The sequence below is a fragment of the Frankia sp. CpI1-P genome (assembly GCF_001421075.1).
In the GTDB taxonomy this organism is placed as follows: Bacteria; Actinomycetota; Actinomycetes; order Frankiales; family Frankiaceae; genus Frankia; species Frankia torreyi.
Window position 1 is genome coordinate 55,496 of the sequence record NZ_LJJX01000022.1, and the last position, 21,029, is coordinate 76,524.

The following is a 21,029-nucleotide window of genomic DNA, read 5'->3' on the forward strand; positions in this document are numbered from 1 at the left end:
GGACGCCGTGGGTGTCTGGGACGTCTGGGTGTCGGAGCCGGAGGGGGCGCGGGTGAGGCGGGTGGCCGGGTTGGGCCGCGTGCCCGTGCGCCGGCGTTCGGGCGGGTCCGGGACGGGTGCCGGGGGAGCGCCGGCCGGCCGGCCGGACCTGGGCGCCGGCGGTGCGCCACCGGACCCGGGTGGGAGCGCAGGCGTCGGCAAGGACGGCGGTCCTGGTACCGGCGGCGGGGCGGCGGCGCACCCGGACGATGAGCCGGGCCGTTCCTCGGCGCATCCCGCCCATCCCACGACGCACCCGGCGGGCCCTGGGACGCACCCGGCGAGCCCTGGGACGCACCCGGCGAGCCCCGGGACGCACCCGGCGAGCACCACGACGCACCCGGCGATCGAAGCTGCGGGCGACCCCGGGTCCGGGGCCACCGTGGCCGGGGTGGGCAGGGGCCCGCGGCAGGGGATCGTCCCGCGCCGGCTGCGGATGCTGCGGGCCGCGCGGGCGGCCGGGCTGGATGAGCCGGGCGAGACCGTACCGCCGCCCGCCCGCGACGCCTCCGACCCGGGGCAGTCGCCCGCGGCCCGCGCCGAGGAGCACATCCCGGTCTCGTTGCGGGTGTCGGCCGGCTGGTCCTGGCGCCTGATCATCATCGGCGCGGCGATCTACATCCTGCTGATGGCGATCGGCCGGGTCCGGGTCGTGGTCATCCCGATCATCGCCGGGCTGCTCATCTCCGCGCTCATCCACCCGCTGGCCCACCGGTTCCAGCGGCTGGGCCTGCCGCGCCTCGGTGCGGCGTTCGCCGCGCTGTTCGTCTTCTTCGCCGTGCTCGCGGGGGCCGCCGTCGCCGTCGGGTTCAACGCCGCCAACGAGATCCCGACGGTCAGCGACCAGGTGAGCGCGGGTGTCGAGCAGATCCGCGGCTACCTGACCAACGGGCCGTTCCACCTGTCGCAGAGCCAGATCGACAATCTCGTCGACGACATCCGCCGCAACCTGGCGAACAACCGGGGGCGGCTGGTCTCCGGGGTGATCTCCGGCGCGTCGGTCGCGGCCGAAGTGATCACCGGTCTGCTCGTCGCGCTGTTCTCGACGTTCTTCTTCCTCTACGACGGCGACCGGATCTGGGACTGGATAGTCACCCGCTTCCCCGAGGGTGCGGAGGAGCGGGTGCGCGGCGCCGGCCGGGAGGCCTGGCTCACGATCACCGGCTACATCCGGGGGACCGTCTTCGTCGCCGCCGTCGACGCCTTCGGCATCGCGATGGGGCTGGTCGGTGTCGGCGTGCCGCTCGTCGCGCCACTGGCGTTGCTGACCTTCTTCGGCGGATTCGTGCCGATCATCGGGGCGACGGTGGCCGGCGTGGCGGCGGTCCTGGTCACGCTCGTTTCGGGCGGGGTGACCGACGCGCTGATCATTCTGGCGGTCGTGCTGGCCGTGCAGCAGATCGAGGGGCACCTGCTGCAGCCGCTGGTCATGCGTCGGGCCGTGCGGCTGCACCCGCTCGCGATCGTGATCGCGCTGTCCGCCGGCGGTGTGCTCGCCGGCATCCCCGGGGCGATCGCCGCCGTGCCGTTCGTCGCCGTGGTGAACCGGGTGGCCGGATATCTCGCGGCGACCGGGAAGCGTCCACCACCCTGATCGGTTCTAGCTGGGCAAACGGAGCTGTCGTTCGAGGAGGCCGTGCATGAGCACCGAGACCCTGTCCACCCCGGCGGTGGCCGAGGACGACCCCGGCACGGTCGTCGCCGACCTCTGGTTCGACCCGCTGTGCCCGTGGGCGTGGCTGACGTCGCGCTGGCTGCTGGAGGTGGAGAAGGTCCGCCCGGTCCGGGTCCGCTGGCACGTGATGAGCCTCGCCGTGCTCAACGAGGGGCGCGACCTGCCCGAGCAGTACGCGGCCATGATGGCGAAGGCCTGGGGCCCGGTGCGGATCTGCATCGCCGCCGCCGAGCGGCACGGTGAGGGCGTCCTCGCCGCGCTGTACACCGCACTCGGTCGCCGCCGGCACCTGGAAAAGGCCGAGTTCGACGAGGCGACCCTCACCGCCGCCCTGACAGAGGCGGGCGCCGATCCCGCGCTCGCGGCCGCGGCGACCTCGACCGAGTGGGACGCGAAGCTGCGGGCCAGCCACGCAGACGGCATCGGCCGCGTGGGCATGGACGTCGGCACCCCGGTGATCGCGGTCGGCGAGAACGCGTTCTTCGGGCCGGTCATCACCCCGGCACCCAAGGGCGAAGACGCCGGCCGGCTGTGGGACGGAGTGCTGCTGGTCGCCGGCACACCCGGCTTCTTCGAGCTCAAGCGCTCCCGGGATGTGGAACCGATCTTCACGTGATCAGGCATGATGACGCATCATGCGCGTCCATCTAGGTTCTGACCATGCAGGCTTCCACCTGAAGGCGGCGCTCGCCGAGCGCCTGGTGGAGCTGGGCCATGCGCCCGTCGACCATGGTCCCGTCGAGTACGACCCCGACGACGACTACCCGCCGTTCGTCCTGGCGGCGGCGCGGGCCACCGCGGCCGAGCCGGACAGCCTCGGCATCGTCATCGGCGGTTCCGGCAACGGCGAGGCGATCGCGGCGAACAAGGTCGTGGGGGTGCGCGCGGCGTTGGCCTGGAGCGAGCAGACCGCCACGCTGGCCCGTCAGCACAACGATGCCAACGTGCTCAGCCTCGGTGCCCGCATGCACACCGTCTCCGAGGCGCTGGCGTTCGCGGAGGTCTTCCTCACGACGCCGTTCAGCGGCGAGCAGCGGCACGTGCGCCGGCTGNGGATGCTCTCCGCCTACGAGCGGACCGGCGAGGTCCCCTCGGCGTCCGGCACGGCGTCCCCGGCGTCCTGACCGGCCGGNCGGTCCGGCGGGGCGGGGGCTGACAGGCGGGGCGCGGGCGCGGGTCGGCGAGGTCCGGCGGACCGCCCATCGGGTCGCCGCGGTGGCCGCGGCCGGCCGCCTTCGCCCCGTCCGTCCGCCGTCGTCCGTCCGTCTGTCGTCGCCTGTCCCTGTTCCGTCGCCTGTCGGTGTTCCGGAGCCTGTCGGTGTTCCGGAGCCTGTCGGTGTTCCGGGGCCGAACCCAGGTCCGTCGCCCGGCCGTACCGCGTCGTAGGGAGATCGGGGTCGGCGGCCGGGGTGATGCGCTGGCCGCGACGCAGCACCATCACCCGTTCCGCCTCGGCGAGGTCGTCCGCGCTGGGCCGGGCGGCGTCGCGCGCCCGCATCGCCGTCGCCGGAGGCAGCCGCGAGCGTCCGGCGCCGACCAGGCCGCGTAGCTGAGCATCGGGATCGCCGGCCTGGGGTGGTCGCATCCGCGGGCGGGCGGCGCGTTCGGATCGCGGCATGTGCCCTCCTTCGGCTGCCGTTCCTGCGGCGCCGCCAGCCGGGCGCGGCGGAGTCGACAAGCGTCGTCCGCCGTCGGCGTCGCGATCGTAGCCCGTGGCGGGTTGATACACCGGTCACATGTGCCGGATCGGGGTCCGATCTGGTGACCCGAATTGATGACGCAGCGCGATTGCACCCGCCGTATTGCGTCCCTTTGCGGGAGTCCCGGCTTACCTCGTGGGTGTCCGGATGCCCGCGCAGGAGACCGCGCCGCAGTCGGGTGCAGCCGGCGCGATCGGGCCGAGTGGCGTCGGTGGAACGGCCGTCCGCGGCCGGCGTCGACGCTGGCCGCGCCGGTCTGCCGGCAAACGGGGCGCCCCGCTGCTGCGGGGGGTGGACGTGGGAGCGGCGGATTCCACAAGCCCCGTCGCCGTGGCGAATCGGGGCCGGAGGAATGCCCGCATAGTGCTCCTGGTGGTCTTTCCTTGTTGTTCGCGAGACCGGGCGGATATCTGACCGTCGGGAGCCCGTCGCTTTCCGTGGTTGATCATTCCCGTCCGCCCGGCCGGTCGCCGTCCACCCGCTGTCCGATCTGTTCCTCGGTGTCCGTATGCTGGGCCCGCCGGGAGAACGTCCGATAAGCCAATGTATGGCCAATAAGTGCCTGCCGCGGAGTAAGGGGACGAAGGTCGGGATGGCGGACTTTGGTGCACTTACATTGACACTCCTGGTGAATCGCCTGAAACTNCATGCTGATCTCGTCCAGCCGTCACCAACCGCTGCGCCCTCGTTGGNGTCTGTCACCGGTCNCGCCGTCGCAGCCTAGGAGTTGAGTCTTGGACAGCGTGCCCGTGAGCGTCATCATCCCGGCCTACAACGAGGCGATGNGCCTGCCCGGTTCGCTGCCCCCGCTGGTGTCGATGATGCGCAAGATTCCCGACGCCGAAGTGATCTTGGTTGATGATGGGAGTACCGACGGCACCGCCGCCGTCGCGGAGGAGCATCTCGCCGGGTTGCCGGGCGGCCGTGTGCTGCGGTTGCCGTGGAACTCGGGCAAGGGCGCGGCGGTGCGTGCCGGTGTGTCGGTCGCGCACGGTGCCTCGATCGTCTTCATGGACGCCGACGGCGCCTCGGACGTCAACGATCTGCCGTTGTTGCTGGCCGCGCTGGAACATGCCGAGGTGGCGCTCGGCTCGCGCCGCATCGGTGGCGGTGCGGTGCGTAGCAGCAGTCGCCGGGTCGGTAGCTGGGCGTTCAACCAGATCACCCGATCGCTGGCCAGCCTGGACGTCGCGGACACCCAGTGCGGATTCAAGGCGTTCCGGGGCCAGGAGGCGAAGCTGCTGTTCAGCCTCGCCCGCTCATCGGGATTCGGCTTCNACGTCGAGGTGCTCTCGATCGCCCGCTCGATCGGATACCGCATCGCCGAGGTCCCGATCCACTGGGCGGAGATCCCCGGCGGCACGTTCCGGGTGACCCGGCACACGCCGGCGATGATCGTCGACGTGGTGCGGGCCCGTCGCTACCTGGGCCGCGCCGCGCCCGGCCTCGTGGTGCCCGCCAGCCCGGTGCCGTCCGTCCAGGCGGTGTCCGCCGTCTCGTCTGACCCGCTTGCCCCGTCTGACCCGCTTGCCCCGTCTGACGCCGCTGCCCCGCCTGACCTGGCTGTTTCACCCGATACGGCGCTCCCGTCCGACTCGTCCGCTTCGCCGACGCGAGGGGGTCCGGCGGGCAGCCCCGACCGCGCCGGAGGGCCTGTCCGGTCGGTTGTCGGCGCAGTCCCGCGGACTCCGCTGTCGCCGCCGCGCCGCCCACGGCCCGAGGCGGTCCAGCCCGCCGCGGCCCGCCGGATGGACCCGGTTCCGGGCGCCTCGGGCGCCGGGCGCTCCCTGGCGGACCCGGTCGTGCGCGGGCCGGCCGCGGCGGCCACCAGCGCGGGCCGCACCTCGGACGCCGGGGGTGCGGGGTTGATCCTTCCGGGTGCCACGATCAGCCTCCCGAACCCGGGTGTGAGCCGGCTCGCGAGCCCGGGGGTCGCCCGCGCGCAGCCCGGGGGGACCGCCGACGAAGCCGTCGTGACCATCCCGTCGCCGGGTGGGGAACCGACGCCGACGGCCACGGCCGCGCTCGCCGCGGTGCTGGCGACGGCGGTGGGCGGCGCCGAGGTGCCGGCGCGCCCCGCACCCGAGCGGGACGGCGCAGCCCGCTCGTCGTAGCGCTCGCCCTCCCGGCCCGCGGACCATGGGCCGCCCGGCCGCCCGGCCGCCCGGCCGCCCGGCCGCCACGTCGGTCGGCGGCTCGTGACCGGACCGGTGTGGCCTCCTCCGGCGGTGGGACGGGCGGGAGGGGACGCATGGGGTGCTATCAGCCGGGGAGGGGTGAGACATCCCGGTTCCGGCACTCTAGGTAAGGTCTGGCGTACCTGTTCTCGACCCTGGAGCCAGCGATCTTCTCCCCCGCCCGCGGTCCCGTCGCGACGGCGACCGGCCCGCGTGTGGCCCGGTCATCCGCCGCATTCACCTCCGCCCCCGCCTCCTCACTGCGTACCCGCCGGACCTCGCGGTGGCCGTTGCTCGGGATGGCGGTGGGGTTCGCNGTGCTCTACCTGCTCCAGGCGCCCGGCCGGCTGACCGCGGACACCAAGCTCGACGTCCCGCTCGACCCGTGGGGCTTCATGGGTCGCNCCACCCATCTGTGGAACTCCCTCGCCGAGTTCGGTTACGTGCCGAACCAGTACGTCGGCTACCTGTTCCCGATGGGGCCCTTCTTCNGCCTGGCCAAGCTGGTCGGCCTGCCGCCCTGGGCGACGCAGCGGCTGTGGATGGCGTTGCTGNTGACCGTCTCCTCGTGGGGCGTCGTGCGCCTCGCCGACGCGCTGCGCCTCGGCGTGCCTGTCACCCGGGTACTGGCGGGGCTCGCCTACACCCTGTCGCCGATGTTCCTCGGCAAGGTCGGGGCGACCTCCGTCGCGCTCGCCGGCGCGGCGATGCTGCCCTGGATCACCCTGCCGCTCATCCTCGCGTTGCGCCCCGACGGTGCCCTCGGCGCGGACACCGGCACGGCGGCGTCCCCCGGCCCGCCGGACGACTTTGGTTGGCGCGAGGCGCACGACCCGGCCGCCGATCCGGCGCGGCGGCTGTCCCCGCGCCGCGCTGCCGCGCTGTCGGGCCTCGCCGTCCTGGGGACCGGCGGCATCAACGCCACTGTCACGCTCTGCGTGCTGCTGTGCCCGGCGGTGGTGCTTGTGTTCGCGGGCGGGACCCGCCGGGCGTGGGCGCTGCGGGCCTGGTGGGTGGTGGCGGTCATCCTCGCCTCGACCTGGTGGCTGCTCGCGCTGATGGTGCAGGGTCGCTACGGGCTGAACTTCCTCCCGTACACCGAGACCGTCCAGACNACGACGGCCACCACGTCGGTCGCCGAGGCGCTGCGCGGCGCGACGGACTGGATGGCCTACCTCCAACTTCCGCGCCCCTGGCTGCCGGCGGCGACCGAGTACGTCTCCCGGCCGGTGCCGATCGTCGGCTCCGCGGCCGTCGCCGCGATCGGGCTGTGGGGGCTGTCCCGGCCGGACCTGCCCGCCCGCCGGTTCCTGCTGGTGACGCTCGCCGTCGGGACCGTCTCCATCGCTGCGGCCTACCCGGGCGATCCGGGCAGCCCGTTGTCGGGCGTGGCGCGCGATCTGCTCCGCAACCAGCTCGGCTTCCTGCGCAACGTCTACAAGTTCCAGCCGGTGGTGCGGCTGCCGATCGCGCTGGGCGTCGGGCATGCGGTGGTCGCCCTGCCCGTCCGGGTCCGCCGCGCGCCCTCGCGGCTCCGCCGCGCCGCAGGCCGACGGGGCTGGGCGCGCCCTCGGGTCGGCGTGACGACGGCGGCCGCCGCCGTGACGGCGGTCGCGCTCGTCTGCGGCATGACTCCCGCGCTGTCCGGCCGCGCGTTGCAGCCCCGCCCGTTCACGCAGGTGCCCGACTATTGGGTGCAGGCCGCCGACTGGCTCGGCGGGAACCCGCAGGGCGGCCGGGCGCTGGTCCTGCCCGGTTCACCGTTCGCCGAGTACGACTGGGGCCGTCCACTCGACGAGCCGTTGCAGTGGCTGGCGAAGACGCCCTGGGGGGTGCGTAGCCTCATCCCGCTCGGCGGAACCGGGGTGACCCGGCTGATGGACGGCATCGAACGCGAGCTGGCCACGGGCTCCGCGCCGGGGCTCGGTGACGCGCTGGCCCGGGCCGGCATCGGCCAGATTCTGCTGCGCAACGACCTGGAGCAGAAGGACTGGGACATTCCCCCGTCCACCGACGAGCTGCACCGGGCGCTGCGATCCTCCGGGCTGACGCTGGNCGCGTCCTTCGGCCCGCAGGTGCCCGCGCGCGCCTCGGCGAAGGAACGGCTCGTCGCGGAGCTGCGCAACCCGAAGCAGAAGGTGCCGGCGCTGGAGATCTGGACGGTGCCGACAGGCGCGAAGCTGGTCCAGTCCTACGCCGCCGACAGGGCTGTCGTCGTCTCCGGCGGGCCCGAGGCGACGGTGCAGCTCGCCGCGCAGGGCCTGCTCGGCGCGGACCGGCCCGTCGTGCTCGCCAGCGACCTCGCCGACCCGTCGGCCTCGGCGACGGCGGCGTCGACGAGCCCGAACGCGATCAAGGCCGCGCCGCGGGAGGTGATCGGCCCGTCGACCGCCTGGGTCGACACGGACACCTTCACCCGCCGGGACAGCACCTTCGGCATCGTCCACGACGCCAACTCCTACCTGCTCGGGCCGACCGGCAACGCGGTGGGCAGGACCGGGGAGCCCAACCAGTGGGCCGAGGACGACGTGGCCGGTCACCAGACCGTCGCCGGCTTCGTCGGCGGCATGTCGGTCACCGCCTCCTCCTACGGCTACGACCTGCTCGCCGCGCCGGACCTCGCGCCCCCGGCCGCCGTCGACGGGTTCGCCGCGACGGCCTGGACGGNCATGCGCAAGAAGGGCACCACCTCCNCCGGCCAGTGGATCCAGCTCGACGTCGGCCGCCGGATGACCGTGCCCTACATCGACATCAGCCTGCTGTCGGAGGGCTCCTGGCGACCGGCCGTGCGGGCGATGCGGGTGACCAGCGAGACCGGTGCGGTCGTGACCGAGGTGTCCCCGGTGGAGGACATCCAGCGCCTCGCCGTCCCACCGGGGGAGAGCCGCTGGTACCGGCTCACGTTCGAACGGGTCGACCGGGAGAACGACGACACCCTCGGTGCCGGCATCCGGGAGATCACCATCCCGGGCGTCGCGTTCCAGCACTACGCGCAGCTCCCCGACGACGTCGGCCGGCTGTTCGCCGGAGCCGACCAGGGAGACGTCGCATTCTCGCTGGCGCGGGAGCGGGTCGACCCGGCGCAGCCGTTCGGCGGCTCGGAGGAGCTGGCGCTGTCCCGCCGCTTCGACGTGCCCCGGGAGATGACGTTCACCGTCAACGGCACGGCGAGCTTCCTGCCGCCTCCCCGGGGTACCCCGCCGGCGGACGACGCGCCGCTGGTCGTGCCCTGCGGCAGCGGTCNCACCCTGGTCGTCGACGGCGAGCGCTACCCATTGCGGATCATCGGGCGCAACAGCGACGTCACCTCGGTGCTGCCGGTGCAGGCGTTGCTGTGCTCCGAGGGCAGCCGCCTGACGCTGCCGGCCGGGACGCACCTGCTTCGCGTCGACCAGGGCCCGACCTCGATCCTCGTCGACTCACTGGCGCTGATGGGTGCCGGGCGTCAGCCGGCCGCGCCGGCGGCGCGCGCGACGGTGGTGGGCCAGTGGGGTGCTGAGCGTCGGACCGTCCAGATCGGCGCGGGCGAGCGGGCGTTCCTCGCCGTCCGGGAGAACGCGAACTCCTCGTGGACCGCGAAGCTCGGCGGCACCACGCTGACGCCGGTGCGCCTCGACGGCTGGCAGCAGGGCTGGATCGTGCCGGCCGGCGCCGGCGGCACCGTCGTCATCGACAACATTCCCGGCGCCGAGTACCGCCGCGGCCTGATCGTCGGGCTGCTGCTGGTGCTCGTGCTCGTCGGGCTGGCTGTGCTGCCGGAGCGCTTCCGGCTGCGGCGCCGCTCCGACGAGAACGGGTACCCGGTCTTCCCGCGGCTGCCGCGGGCGAACCGGTCGCCCGGGGTGGCGCGGCCGGGGGCACCGCCGTCGGGCCGTGCCGTGCGGGTGCTGTGGACCGGGCTGGCGACGGTCGCGCTGGTCCTGGTGGCCGGCCCGGTCGCCCTGGTGGTGCCGGTGTTCGTCTGGCTCGGGCGGTCGCGGCCGCAGGTGCTGGGATGGCTCGCCGCGATCGCGATGCTCGGCGCCGGCATCGGGGTCGCGGTGGAACCGAACAGTCAGCCCGGGTCGGGGCACGGGGCGTTCGGGGTGCCCGTGCAGGTGCTCGGTTCGCTGGCGTTCGCCGCGGTGCTCGCCGCGCTGGCCGTCTGGGTCTGGGAACGGCCCGCGGATCCGGAGATTCCTGAAGCCGANGGTCGTGGTTCCGGCGGTCCTGATTCCCGTGTCGGGCGGCGGACTTCCGGTGGCGGCATGCGGACCGCAAGCAAGAGACTCGACTAGCGGCGCCGCGACACCGGCAGTTCGATCCTTGGCCGCCATCCGTTTCAGAAGGAGTCACCGGGCCATGACAATGGTTGTGAGCGGATCCTCGACCCGGCAGTCCGGAACGGCCCCCGCAGCCGCGGCGGGCACCGCGCCGCTGCTCGACCCGGGGTGCGTCGAGCGGATGGCGCAGGCGATCCACCGCCGCTACCTCGACCACGAGCTCGGCAAGCGGCACGAGGCGGGGTCACGCCCGGGGCTGCGGCCGTGGGCGGAGCTGGCCGAGCCGCTGCGGGAGGCCAACCGTGCGCAGGCCGCCCAGTACGCGGCGATCGTGCAGGCCCGCGACTGGTCGATCGTCTCCGCCGGGCCGGACGGTGACCCGTTCGCCTTCACCGACGCCGAGATCGAGAAACTCGCCCGCGACGAGCACGTCCGGTGGCGCCGGCACAAGGAGCGCCAGGGCTACTCCTACGGACCGCTGCGCAGCGACGCCGAGCCGGACAAGCGGCACCCGTCGATGGTGGACTGGGAGGAGCTCACCGAGGAGGACCGCGACCGCGACCGCGACGTCATCCGCAACATGCCCGCCGTGCTGGCGCAGGCGCGGCTGAGGGTCACCCGCAGGCAGGCCGCCGACGCGAGCTGAGCCGCGCCCGCGTCAGTCGAAGCCGTTCTCGCGCAGCCACCGGCGCCGCTGGCGGGCGGACAGAAGCCGGATGATGCGGGGCCGGCGGGCGTAGTCCTCCTCGAGGATGCGGCGACGGACGGTCGCGTCCCTGACGTAGCGGAAGCCGTCCTCGTCCGCCGACTCGCGAAACCCCATCTCGACCAGATCCTGCAGGTCCGGGGTGCGGTCCACCCAGCCCAGCAGGAACTCGGCGGCGGCGGGGAGTTCCGCCGCCGCGGCGGTGAACTCGTGGGATGGGTCAAGGCGCAGCAGGCTCGCCGTCCGCCAGAGCGGGGCGAGCGCGCCTAAGTCGTCGCGGCGGTCCATGCTGCGCAGGCTGGCGAGGGCGACGGCGAGCAGCCCCAGGCGCAGCAGGTCGGGGTCGGTTCGGCGAACGGCCAGTGCGGCCATCCGGAACCCGAAGGCCCGCAGGGTCTCCGCCTCCACCTCCGGGCGGATCAGGTCCAGTAGCTGTTCGAGACCGCCGCCGCGCCGCGCCTTACCCAACAGTTCGACGATGGCAAGGTCGCGTTCATGGGGAATCGTTTGATCGGTGTAGTGTATTGATGATTCGCCCGTGAGGCAGACGAGGTCCGCGAGTTCAATCCGGCCCGACGGGCACCTCTCGTTGCCGGTCATGGCGCTCCTCTCCGAAACTGGCCGGTCGGCGCAGTCCTCTGGCGCCGTGGCCGAGCGCCCCGATCGCGCAGAGTGTCGTCACGATGACCGGGAGGATCATGGGGGCATCCTCTCAGGTCCCGACGATGCCGACCAGTGGGTAACACTGGGTGACAGGGTGCCCGTTTCGGGACGGGGGGTAGGACGACGGTGCGGGGCGCGGGCGACCTTTGGGATTCGTTACGCCCACAAATTGGCTACTTTGCGTGAGTAGCGGCCCGGTGTCCGGGTGGGTCGTATGCCCCGACAGACACCGTTTTTATGGCCTCTGCCTGCCATATCCCTGTTCGGGGTGACCTTGCGGGGGNGGGTCCGGACGGGCCGGCGGCGGGTGACCTCTCTCCCGAGCAAGCGATTTTCCCTGGTTACGCTGGACCTGCTCCTCGACGGCGACGCGCGCCATCGCCGTGAAAACGCGAAATCCCCTGCAGAGAGGCCGGCCTACGACAATGGGATTGGCGCAGGACGGCGGGGCTCCGGCACCGCCGATACCCGATCGGGTGTTGACTCCGGGTGAGCAGATTCTCGCCGCGTCGGACCGGGCGAGTGCGCCGCTGACCTGCGGGCTATTCGTCCAGACGACGGGGCGGCTGGACCCGGCGCGGCTGCGGGCCGCGGTGTGGACAGCGATCCGTCGTCATCCGATGGCCCGCGCTGTGCTCTACGGATCCCGCCAGCACGCCTGGCGGTTCCCCGCCGAACCCACGGCGGATCCGGTCGGCTTCGTCGACGACGGAACCGACGGGTGGCGCATCCACGAGATCCTGTCCTCGGCGCCGTTCGACCTGCACCGCTACCCGCCGATCCGGGTGGCGCTGATCCGTCGGGCCGACGGCGACCAACTCAGCGTGGTGGCCCATCACCTCGCCTTCGACGGGCTGCGGCTCGCCGCGCTCGTCGCCGAGATCCTCGACCACTATCGCGCGACGGCTTACGCCGCCGACCGCGACGGTGCCGTCGCACCGGGCGAGGGACACCGCGGCGTGCCGGCGGGCGTGCAGCCGCTCGCCCGGGCCGGCGCGCCCGGCTGGGCCACGCTCGTCCGCCACTCCGGGCGCTACATCACGCCGCTGGCGGCGGGGGGCGACGGCTACGGCTTCCATCCGCTGACGCTGCCGGCGCCCACCGGCCGGCGGACGCTGCCGGACGGCCGGCCGATGACCATCAACGATCTGCTGATCGGCGCGGCGCATCTGGCGGTCGACCGGTGGAACTCCCGCCGGGGCGGGGGGTCCAGCCGGCTGCGGATCCGGATGCCGATCGCCCTGGCGTCCTCGCCGTCGTCGGCCGCGGCGCCGTCGGTCCCCGCGCCGGGCGAGATCGGCGGCAACCGCACCGGTCTGACGATCATCTCGAGTGAGGTCGCGGACCGGGTCGACGCACTACAGCTCGCCGTCCGCGTGGTGGAGCAGACCGACCTGGCCAAGCAGGCCATCCCGCCGGTGGTGCCGGGGCTCTCCGGGGCGCTCGGGGTCGCTGCGGCGCGGTTCGTGCCCGGCCCGTGGCGCAGCACGCTGCTGCGCTGCGGAGTGGCCGCGGGGCGCCCGGTGCTCGCCCCGACCGCCGCGGTGAGCAACCTCGGTCGCTTCGACGACCTGGCCGGGGCCGCTGGGCTGCCGATCAGCGCCGTGTACTTCACCGGGACGGCCGGGATGCCGCAGGGGCTGTTCATCGGCGTGCTCGGGATGGGCGACAGCCTGAACGTCACGTTCGGTTACCACCGCCATCTCCTCGGGCCCGGCTCGGTGCCGGCCTTCGCGGATCTGTTCCGAGCCGCCTTCGTCGAGCTGGGCGCCACCGGCGCCCCCGGTGCCACCGTGCCGACGCCGGTGACCGTGCCCACGCCCGCCGTGCCCACGCCCGCCGTGGCCAGGGCCCCGCGGCCGGACCGCGCGGCGTCGCCCGCGGTGACCACCCGCCGCGGCGGGGCCGTTCCGTCGCGTTGACGCGAGGCTGGGCGGCGCGCCGGTGGGCCGCCGCAGGCACCGCCCGCCCGGGGCCCTCACCCGCGGGCGGGCACCCCGGCGGCCACCCGCGAGAAGCCGGGGGCCGGCGGCGCGTCGGCCCCCGACACCAGCTCGCGGCTCGTGGCGAGCAGCAGGTCCTCTCCGGTGCCGGGACGCAGCCGAGGCTCGGCGGACACGCCCGCTCGAGCCAACGCCGCCCGCGCGGCGGCCTCGCCGGCGCCGTAGAGGACGGCGACCACCTCGCCCCCGTGGGGATCCGGCCGGTACACCAGGTCGGTGCGGCGCAGGGCGGGGCGGGGCGCGCCGGCCGGCAGCGTGAACGTGGCGTGGGTGAGCGCGTCGTCGACTCGGCGGCGATCGCGCGCCGCCCTCCCTCCGCGGCCCGAGCCGACCGGCCGCGCCAGCCGGTCGATCTCGGCGGTGACCACCCGGGCGAGCAGCTCGGCGCTGGCGTCCCAGGTGAATCCGGCCGCCCAGGCGCGCGCGGCCGCGCGCAGCCGGGCCGCGGCGGGCGGATCGGCCAGCGTCCGCAGCGCCTTGCCGATCGTTCCCGCCAGCGGCACGCCCTCGTCGACGAGCCAGCCCGTCGTCCCGTCCCGGACCGCGTCGCGCAGCCCCGGCACCCGGAACGCCACCGCCGGCACCCCGAGGGCGGCCGCCTCCAGCACCGACAGCCCCCACCCCTCCCCGTGCGAGGGGTTCACCGTCAGCCAGGCCGAGGCGAGCAGCCGGTCGCGGGTGGCCGCGTCGGTGTAACCATGCCACCGAACCACGTCGCCGCCACGGGAGTCGCCGCCACGGGCGTGGCCGCCCTCCCCGAGGGGGCCGTCCCCGGAGACGGTCGTCAGGCCGAGCGCGACCGCGCGGGCGACCAGCCGCTGCCGATCGGGGCCGTCGCCGACGACATGGACGGTGAGACCTGGATGAGCGGCGACCAGCGTCGGCAGCGCGTCCAGGAGCAGGTGCAGCCGCTTGTGCGGCACGAGCCGACCGACGCACACGATCGTCGGCGCCGCGGCCGGACGCCCCGCCGCCGGGTCCGCCGCATCCCCCGAGGACGCCATGCCGGCGGCGGTCATGGGGGAGGAGACGGCGGCGGTTGCGGGGGAGGGGACGGCGGTGGTTGCGGGGGAGGGGACGGCGGCGGTCACGCCGTTGGGGACGAGGAAGCGCGGGCCGGGCAGGCTCAGCACCTCGCGTGCCTGCGCCCGGGTCGAGGGGGAGACGACGACCACCGGGCGGCGCCGGTAGACCAGCCGGCTGCCCGGTGCCTCGAGCAACTGCCCCACCTTGGCCACCGGACCCGGGAAGTACAGCGGGAACTGCTTCTGGTGGACATGGTGCAGCACCTGGACGATCGGTGTGGACGCCGGCAGCACCAGCGGGCTGAAGAACGGGATCCCGTTCTGGCAGTCGACGACCGCGTCGACGCGGTGTCCACCCCGCCCGAGGCCCGCCAGCCGGCCCAGCACGGACGGATAGACCCCGAAGGTGCCACCGCCACGGCGGACGTCCACCCCGGCCACGTGCTCGGCCACCGGCAGCGCCTGTCCCCCGTCCCCGGCCGGCCGGGAGGTCAGCAGCGTCACCCGCGCGCCGGCTGCGGCGAACCGCTCGGCGATCGACTGGCAGAACAGCTCGGCCCCCCCGGCTTGCGGGTGGTCCTGATCACGCCAGTTGAGGAACACCACGTGCCGGCCGGCGAGGGTGGGCAGGTACCGGTGCTCCCCGAGCCCGGCGGGGTGCGGCGTGCTGGGGCTTCCGATCACCGGTGGCGTTCCTCTCGGTTCGATCGACAGGGCTTAGCATGTTCGCCTGCAACCTACAGATGTCGGAAAAATCGGCGGGCACATACCATGGCCGGTGTTCCGCCACGGGNGATCGACGTGTTCCGTTCCCGATGGGGAGACTGATGGCGAAGCCCTCGCGAGAGGCTGTGTCCGGCCTGCTGGCCGGCCCGGCAGCCCTGGCGGTCGCCGGCATGCTCGTCAACGGCTGTAACCTGCTGATGAACCTGATCGTCGCGCGCGCTCTCGATTCCGATTCCTACGGCGCCGTGTCCGTTCAGGTGAGCATCTTTCTGATCCTGTCGGTCGCCGGGAACGCCCTGCTCATCGCCGTCGTGCAGCACGAGACGTCCGGGACCGGGGACACCCGCCGCGAGCAGTGGTCCTGGATCCGTCGGCTGCGCGGGGCCTGCGGCGTCGGAATCGTCGTCGCCACCGTCGCCGCCCTGGCGCTGTCCCGCCCGGCGGCGGCGCTGATGTCCTACCCTCACCCGGTGGCGATCGCCGAGGCCACGATCGGGGCCGCGCTGTGGACGCTGCTGTGCGTGGAACGCGGCCTGATGCAGGCCCGTGGCGCCTATCAGCGGCTGGCCGTGAACTTCGTGGTCGAGGGCTTCGTCCGGATCGGCCTGGTGATCGTCTTTGTGGTCTCGGGCATGGGGGTCAACGGCGCGGGGCTCGGCATCGTCATCGGCGTGATCGTGGGCGCCGAGCATGCCCGTTGGGCGGTCGCCCGCACCCCGCGGCTACCCCGTCCGGCCGCCGTCCGCACGTGGTCGGCGCCGCTGCCCGACGACGGCACTCCGCCGGCCACCGGCCCGATCCCGATTCCGATCCCGGCCCCGCGCGCCAGCGCCCGCCAGAGTGTCATCGCCGACACCACCGTGGCGCTCGGTGCGCTCATCCCGCTGGCCCTGCTGCAGAACATGGACGTCGTCATCGTCGGCTGGCTGGGCACGGACGGGGTGGGCGGCTACGCGGCGATCTCGACAGCCTGCAAGGTGCCGGTCTTCATCGGGCTGGCGGTGGCCAACTTCCTGCTGCCCGAGGCGGCGCGGCGGCGCAAGGAGGGCCGCTCGGCCGGGGCGACCCTGGCGGTGGCCCTCGCGTTCGTCGTCGCGCCCGGCCTGTTTCTCGCCGCGATCGGCCTGGTCGGGGCCAAGTGGCTGCTGGGCCTGGTATTCGGGCCCCACCTGACCGGTGCGGCCCCCGCCCTGTGGGTGCTGGCGCTGAGCATGACGCTGCTGGCCGTCACCCTCATGTTCACCACCTACCTGCTCGGCGCGGGGGTCCGCCGGGTGGTCGGGGTGCTGGCGGTCGCCACGGTGGCGACGGCGGCGGCGCTGGTCTCGGCGGGCGGCGGCTCGATGGCGACGGCCACGGCGGCGCTCGCCGCCGAGTCGGTGACCGCGCTCGCGGTCGGGCTGCTCGTGGTCCAACTCCACCACGCCGACCGGCAGGCGGCGGGCAGGAGGGTCAGGGACGACGGGCGCGGCGGCGGGGACGCGCCGCCGCTCGGCGCCGCGTCGATCAGCGACGCGCGGCCCGAGGAGGGCTTCCCCGCGCCGGTCTAGGCGCCCCCGGACGGGCGTGGTCCAAAGGCCTTGTCCGATATGTCGTTCTAATCCGTCGGGTACGGTCGTCCTACTCGGCCGGGGCCCCCCACCCTCCGGCCTCGAGAGGGCCCACCGGCGTTGAGAGGCGAGGCCACCGCACATGCCAGCCAAGATCCGTTCGGATGCCGACGGCGGTGAGCGCGGGCGCACCACAGTCGGCAGACATGGCCGTCGTCGCGGCAGGGACACCCCCGACGGTCATGACCGAGCAAGCCGTCCCGACGCCGCTTCTCCGGACGCCCCTGACCCGGACGCCGCCGCTTTGTACACCCCTGACCCGTACACCCCCGACCCGGGCACCCCTGACCCGGGCACCCCTGACCCGGACGCATCTGACCCGGACGCATCTGACGACCCGGCCGCCGCTGCCCCAGGCGCCACCGTTTCGCACGCCACCGTTTCNGGTGCCACTCTTGCGGGTGCCGCGGCCCCGGACAGGCGCGCCTNGGACACCGGCGTCCCGGACCCCGCGACCCGGGACCCCTCGACCCGGGACGGCGCGGCCCCGGACCCCGCGACCCGGGATGGCGCGACCCGGGATGGTGACCTCACCGGTCGGGGCGGTGCCCTCGGCGACGGCACTGATGATCATGAAACTCTGCCTGGCCGCAGCAAGCAGGTCCGGATCGGCAGGCAGGTCCGCTTCGGAAAGGGCCATGCCCCCGACGGCGGCCATGCCCCCCGCGACAACCATGCCCCCCGAGACAGCCATGCCCCCCGCGGCAGCCACACCGCCAACGACGGTGATGACGGCGGCCCCAGCAGCGACGACCACGACACCCTGCCGGGTCGTGCCGGTGCCTTCCTCGGCGGGGACACCGACCAGACCGAACGCGGTCGCCGTGCCCGCCGCCGGGACCGCGCCGGCCGGCGTGACCGTGCCGCCGAGGCCACCTGGATCGGGGCCGCGGACCTGCCCGGCGCCGACCAGCCGGAGACCCCCCCCAAGCCGGCCGCGGAGGACGACAGGGCCGCGGGTGCGCAGCACACCCGGCTCAGTCGCCGCCGGCTGCTCGTGACCGCCGTGGGACTGGGCGCGGCCGCGGGTGGCGGGCTCATCGCCGGGCGGCTGCTGTCGTCGGAGGGGTCGGTGCCCGGCGGCCTGCCCCAGGGCCAGCCGTCCACCCCGGTCGGCGGGGTCACCGCCGGCCCCTCCGTGCAGGCCGGCTCGGTGACGAAGCTGCCCGAGAACCTGCTGACCATCTACGGCGCGCCCGGCAGCTTCGGCAACTTCGACGGCGGCCAGACGACCGTCCGGGTCACCGAGGTGCCCGGGTGGGGCTTCGGCCCCGGCCAGGCCGCGTTCAATTCTGCGGTGTCGGCCGACGGCACCGTGTTCATGACGACCACGCCGTTCTCCGACGACCAGTCGAAGCTGACCGGTACCGACATGGAGATCGAGATCTTCGAGCCGGACATCGAGCGGTTCACCCGGCTGGTGATCCCCTCGACGAAGGGCCGCCTGAGCCTGCCCCGGCTCGATCCGAACTACCGCGGCGTCGGCGGCGGGGACACCTCCGACGTGATCGTCGTGCCCGGCCCGGACGGCGCCCAACGGGTGCTGTTCACCTCGCTGATGCCGTACTACGGCTGGAACACGGCCGTGGACGGGGAGCTGCCGAGCGTGGGCCAGCTCCGCCGGGACCAGCCGACCGCGCGGTGGGTCTATGACCCGCAGGTGTCCTGGACGGCGGAGCAGCTCGCCACGACGGCCTCGCCGTCCCTCGCCGCACAGGCCTTTCCGCCGCTCACGCCGTTGCAGCCGCGTTCCTCGCGCGGGCCGGCGTCCATCGCCCGCCTGCCACGCAGCGGGCACCTGGTCATCGCCCAGTACCTGGGCGCCGGCGGCGGCGGAACCGACAACGGGGCGCTGCTCGTCGTCGACTCGGCCGGCCGGGTCCTGGCGCACTGGCAGTATCCGCAGGTCCGGCCGTTGGGCATCGCGCTGGTCGTCAACCCGCGGGAGGTCGTCGCAGATCCGACCAGCGAACCGGACGACGAGCGGTTCGTCCTGATCAGCGATGTGCGGGGCCTGGACTACAGCACGCAGCCGTTCCCGATCCAGGAGTTCTCCTACTCGGCGTCCCGCGGCACCATCACCCCGTGCAGCACCGCGGTGCGCGCCGTGCAGGACGGTTCCCGGATGGAATCCGCCGTCTTCGGCGCGGACGGCACGCTCTACGTGGCGCGGACGAAGAGTGACGGCCTGCACGCCGAGACCGTGGCCGTCTACCCGAAGCTCGGCCGCGAGCGCGGCCTGGTGACCCGCGCGCCGGCGACCGGCAACTGGCCGACGGACACCTGGGGCATCGCGAACCAGCCCGACTATCTGGTGGCCGGCACCGACCAGGGCGGGCTGGTCCGCAGCATCACCCTCGACCCGCGGACCGGCGCCGTCCTGCTCGCCGGCCTCGACGGCCTGGTGCAGGTCGTGCGGCCGGCGGGGCGCGGCGCACGGATGACCTTCCGCACCGAGCCGCCCATCGACGTGGGCCTGAACATGCTGCGCGGTCCGTCGACCCGCTACGTCGGGGTGCGCCGCGGCGCGGTCGACCCGCTGCGGCGCAGCCTGTGGCTGCCCGTCAACCAGATGGTGCTCGACGGTCTGCCCTGGCCGTACCCGCCGTTCAAGCTCGACCAGTGGCTGATGCGGGTCGACCTGGACGTCCTGCTGGGCGACGACTGAGGGCGACGGCCAAGGGTTCAGCCGCCGGCCACAGCGCGCAGCGGCAGCGCCAGCAGGTAGGGATCGAACCGGGCGTCGCGGAAGCCGACATGGCGGTAGAAGGCGCGCCCGGGTTCCCGCATCGCATGGGCGAGCAGCAGGGGTAGCCCGACCATCCGGTGTACGGTGAGTGAGCGCATCACCGCGTCGCGGACGAGCCGGGCGCCGATCCCACGGCCCTGGTAGCGCAGATCGACGGCGAGCCGGCCGACGAACATCGCCGCGACCGGCTCGGTCGGCCGCCGCGAGCGTCGGCGCGAGCCGGGGATGCGTTCCACGGCGGCCGTCGCCAGGCAGTAGTAGCCGGCGATCCGGTCGGCATCGAGGATCACGAACGTGTTCGTGGTCCGATCCTGCTGATGTTCGAGGGCGCGATGCCGCAGCCAACCGTCAAGCAGGTCGTCCCCGCTGTTGAAGGTCGTGCGATCCATGGCCTCGGTCAGGGCCGCGGGTTTGGTCAGGGGCACTGCGTGACATCCTTCTTGCCGGGTCGGGGACGCGGTCGGGAGGCGGTGGGCGGTGGCGGACTACTCCGCGCCCGGCTCGTCGTCCAGCAGCCGGCGCAGCCTCGGGGTGTCGGCCGGCGGCTCGTTGAGCAGCGCCTCGAACGCGCCCCAGTCCGTGTCCGGCACGCGGAACAGCCGCCGGTCGGCCAGCACCTCCTGGGCGTACCGCTTCATCGCCTCGACGGCGAAGTCCTCGAGGGACAGGCCCTCACCCTCCGCGGCGGAACGGATGACGCCCGCCGAGTCCTCGGGTAGCTGTACGGCGAGTCTGTCGTCCCTGGCGGCACTCATGCTGGCAGTCTGCTCCCCGCGCGTCCGGGCCCGCTCGCTGGGTCTGCCTCATCGTGACAGAAAGGTCTGCGCGCCGTGCCGCCTTCGCCCGTTCCCACCGTCCCCCTCGCGCACGGCGCCCGGATGCCCCAGCTCGGGCTCGGGACCTGGCCGCTGGACGACCGCGCGGTCCAGGGCGTCGTGGAACAGGCGATCGGGCTGGGCTACCGGCTGATCGACACCGCCCACAACTACGGCAACGAGAAGGGGGTCGGCGCCGGCCTGCGCGCCGCCGGGGTGGCCCGCGAGGAGCTGTTCGTCACCACGAAGTTCAACAAGCGCTCACACAGCGTGCGGGGAGTGCGCCGGGCGGCCGCGGAGAGCACCCGGCGGATGGGCCTCGACTACGTCGACCTGTTGCTCATCCACTGGCCCAACCCGTGGCGGGACCGGTACGTCGCTGCCTGGAAGGGCCTCGTCGACCTGGTGAAGGATGGTCAGGTGCGGGCCATCGGCGTGTCGAACTTCAAGACGACCCACCTGGACCGGCTGCTGGCCGAGACCGGGGTGGCCCCGGACGTCAACCAGATCCAGCTCGATCCGCGGCTGGGTCGGGGCGCGGTCCGCGCCTACCACGCCGAGCACGGCATCGTCACCGAGGCCTGGAGTCCGCTGGGTGCCGGCACCGGCCTGCTCGACGAACCCGTCATCACCCGGATCGCCGCCGCGCACGGCCGCACACCCGCGCAGATCGTGCTGCGTTGGCACGTCGAGCTCGGCGTGGTGGCGGTGCCGAAGTCGGCCAGCCCGGCCCGGCTGGCCGAGAACATCGACGTGTTCGGCTTCAGCCTGACCGCGGAGGAGATCGCGGCCATCTCCGGCCTGGACCGCGGGGCCGCCGGCGAGGCCGACGCCCTGGACTCCGACGTCTTCGGCCACTGACGTCTTCGGCCCCTGACG

General features: G+C 73.8%; 14 protein-coding genes and 6 pseudogenes. 15 read left to right on the top strand and 5 right to left on the bottom strand.

Annotated elements, in window-relative coordinates; all coding sequences use genetic code 11:
* Positions 1-475: 475 nt before the first annotated feature.
* From FF86_RS16100 to FF86_RS49950, 5 genes and pseudogenes are all read left to right on the top strand, one after another.
* Complete coding sequence (locus FF86_RS16100) at positions 476-1,633, top strand: AI-2E family transporter (RefSeq protein ID WP_370657225.1); 1,158 nt, start codon at positions 476-478, stop codon at positions 1,631-1,633.
* A 46-nt stretch (positions 1,634-1,679) separates the two neighbouring features.
* Positions 1,680-2,330 (top strand): DsbA family protein, encoded by a 651-nt coding sequence (locus FF86_RS16105; protein ID WP_044882886.1) that lies wholly within the window; start codon positions 1,680-1,682, stop codon positions 2,328-2,330.
* A 19-nt stretch (positions 2,331-2,349) separates the two neighbouring features.
* On the top strand, positions 2,350-2,766 hold a 417-nt coding region (locus FF86_RS16110; protein WP_242418860.1), incomplete at its 3' end, for a ribose-5-phosphate isomerase.
* Between the two features lies 1 nt (position 2,767).
* A pseudogene (locus FF86_RS49945) lies at positions 2,768-2,838 on the top strand (ribose-5-phosphate isomerase); the annotation flags it as partial.
* Between the two features lie 1,376 nt (positions 2,839-4,214).
* Positions 4,215-4,691: glycosyltransferase family 2 protein (locus tag FF86_RS49950; RefSeq protein ID WP_396229909.1), on the top strand; the 477-nt coding region annotated here is incomplete at its 3' end.
* Positions 4,692-5,676: 985 nt separating this feature from the next.
* Here FF86_RS49950 and FF86_RS35990 read toward each other — a convergent pair.
* The coding region (locus FF86_RS35990) for a hypothetical protein (RefSeq protein WP_206778958.1) at positions 5,677-5,907 on the bottom strand (231 nt) is incomplete at its 5' end.
* A 1-nt stretch (position 5,908) separates the two neighbouring features.
* On the opposite strand from FF86_RS35990, the gene FF86_RS49955 reads away from it, so the two are divergent.
* From FF86_RS49955 to FF86_RS16130, 7 genes and pseudogenes are all read left to right on the top strand, one after another.
* Positions 5,909-5,995 (top strand): alpha-(1->3)-arabinofuranosyltransferase family protein (locus tag FF86_RS49955; RefSeq protein ID WP_242418875.1); only part of this gene is annotated, 87 nt, incomplete at its 3' end.
* A gap of 1 nt (position 5,996) precedes the next feature.
* A pseudogene (locus tag FF86_RS49960) lies at positions 5,997-6,082 on the top strand (alpha-(1->3)-arabinofuranosyltransferase family protein); the annotation flags it as partial.
* A 1-nt stretch (position 6,083) separates the two neighbouring features.
* Positions 6,084-6,145, top strand: a pseudogene (locus FF86_RS49965) (hypothetical protein); the annotation flags it as partial.
* 1 nt (position 6,146) lies between these two features.
* A pseudogene (locus FF86_RS49970) lies at positions 6,147-6,705 on the top strand (alpha-(1->3)-arabinofuranosyltransferase family protein); the annotation flags it as partial.
* Between the two features lies 1 nt (position 6,706).
* Positions 6,707-7,646 (top strand): annotated as a pseudogene (locus FF86_RS49975) (alpha-(1->3)-arabinofuranosyltransferase family protein); the annotation flags it as partial.
* A gap of 1 nt (position 7,647) precedes the next feature.
* Positions 7,648-8,258: pseudogene (locus FF86_RS49980) on the top strand (alpha-(1->3)-arabinofuranosyltransferase family protein); the annotation flags it as partial.
* A gap of 1,674 nt (positions 8,259-9,932) precedes the next feature.
* On the top strand, positions 9,933-10,499 hold the full coding sequence (locus FF86_RS16130; RefSeq protein ID WP_055867241.1) for a RyR domain-containing protein: 567 nt from the start codon (positions 9,933-9,935) through the stop codon (positions 10,497-10,499).
* A gap of 12 nt (positions 10,500-10,511) precedes the next feature.
* On the opposite strand, the gene FF86_RS16135 is transcribed toward FF86_RS16130, so the two are convergent.
* Entirely contained in the window at positions 10,512-11,159 is a 648-nt protein-coding gene (locus FF86_RS16135) for a hypothetical protein (protein ID WP_236705696.1), read from the bottom strand.
* A gap of 539 nt (positions 11,160-11,698) precedes the next feature.
* Here FF86_RS16135 and FF86_RS16140 point away from each other — a divergent pair.
* Complete coding sequence (locus tag FF86_RS16140) at positions 11,699-13,144, top strand: condensation domain-containing protein (RefSeq protein WP_242418861.1); 1,446 nt, start codon at positions 11,699-11,701, stop codon at positions 13,142-13,144.
* Between the two features lie 56 nt (positions 13,145-13,200).
* Here FF86_RS16140 and FF86_RS16145 read toward each other — a convergent pair whose 3' ends face one another.
* The gene (locus FF86_RS16145) at positions 13,201-14,934 is read right to left on the bottom strand and encodes a glycosyltransferase family 4 protein (RefSeq protein WP_044882893.1); all 1,734 of its coding nucleotides are present in this window, start codon (positions 14,932-14,934) and stop codon (positions 13,201-13,203) included.
* Positions 14,935-15,077: 143 nt separating this feature from the next.
* Between FF86_RS16145 and FF86_RS16150 the strand changes: the two genes are divergently transcribed.
* Positions 15,078-16,526 (top strand): lipopolysaccharide biosynthesis protein, encoded by a 1,449-nt coding sequence (locus FF86_RS16150; protein WP_044882894.1) that lies wholly within the window; start codon positions 15,078-15,080, stop codon positions 16,524-16,526.
* Positions 16,527-19,271: 2,745 nt separating this feature from the next.
* Here the strand turns inward: FF86_RS16150 and FF86_RS16160 are convergent.
* Both FF86_RS16160 and FF86_RS16165 read right to left on the bottom strand, forming a co-directional pair.
* Positions 19,272-19,760 carry a GNAT family N-acetyltransferase gene (locus tag FF86_RS16160; RefSeq protein WP_173667257.1) on the bottom strand — a complete coding sequence of 163 codons (489 nt, stop codon included), beginning with the start codon at positions 19,758-19,760 and terminating at the stop codon, positions 19,272-19,274.
* 60 nt (positions 19,761-19,820) lie between these two features.
* The gene (locus FF86_RS16165) at positions 19,821-20,090 is read right to left on the bottom strand and encodes a DUF1778 domain-containing protein (protein WP_044882896.1); all 270 of its coding nucleotides are present in this window, start codon (positions 20,088-20,090) and stop codon (positions 19,821-19,823) included.
* Positions 20,091-20,165: 75 nt separating this feature from the next.
* On the opposite strand from FF86_RS16165, the gene FF86_RS16170 reads away from it, so the two are divergent.
* Entirely contained in the window at positions 20,166-21,011 is an 846-nt protein-coding gene (locus FF86_RS16170) for an aldo/keto reductase (protein ID WP_044882897.1), read from the top strand.
* Positions 21,012-21,029: the final 18 nt, after the last annotated feature.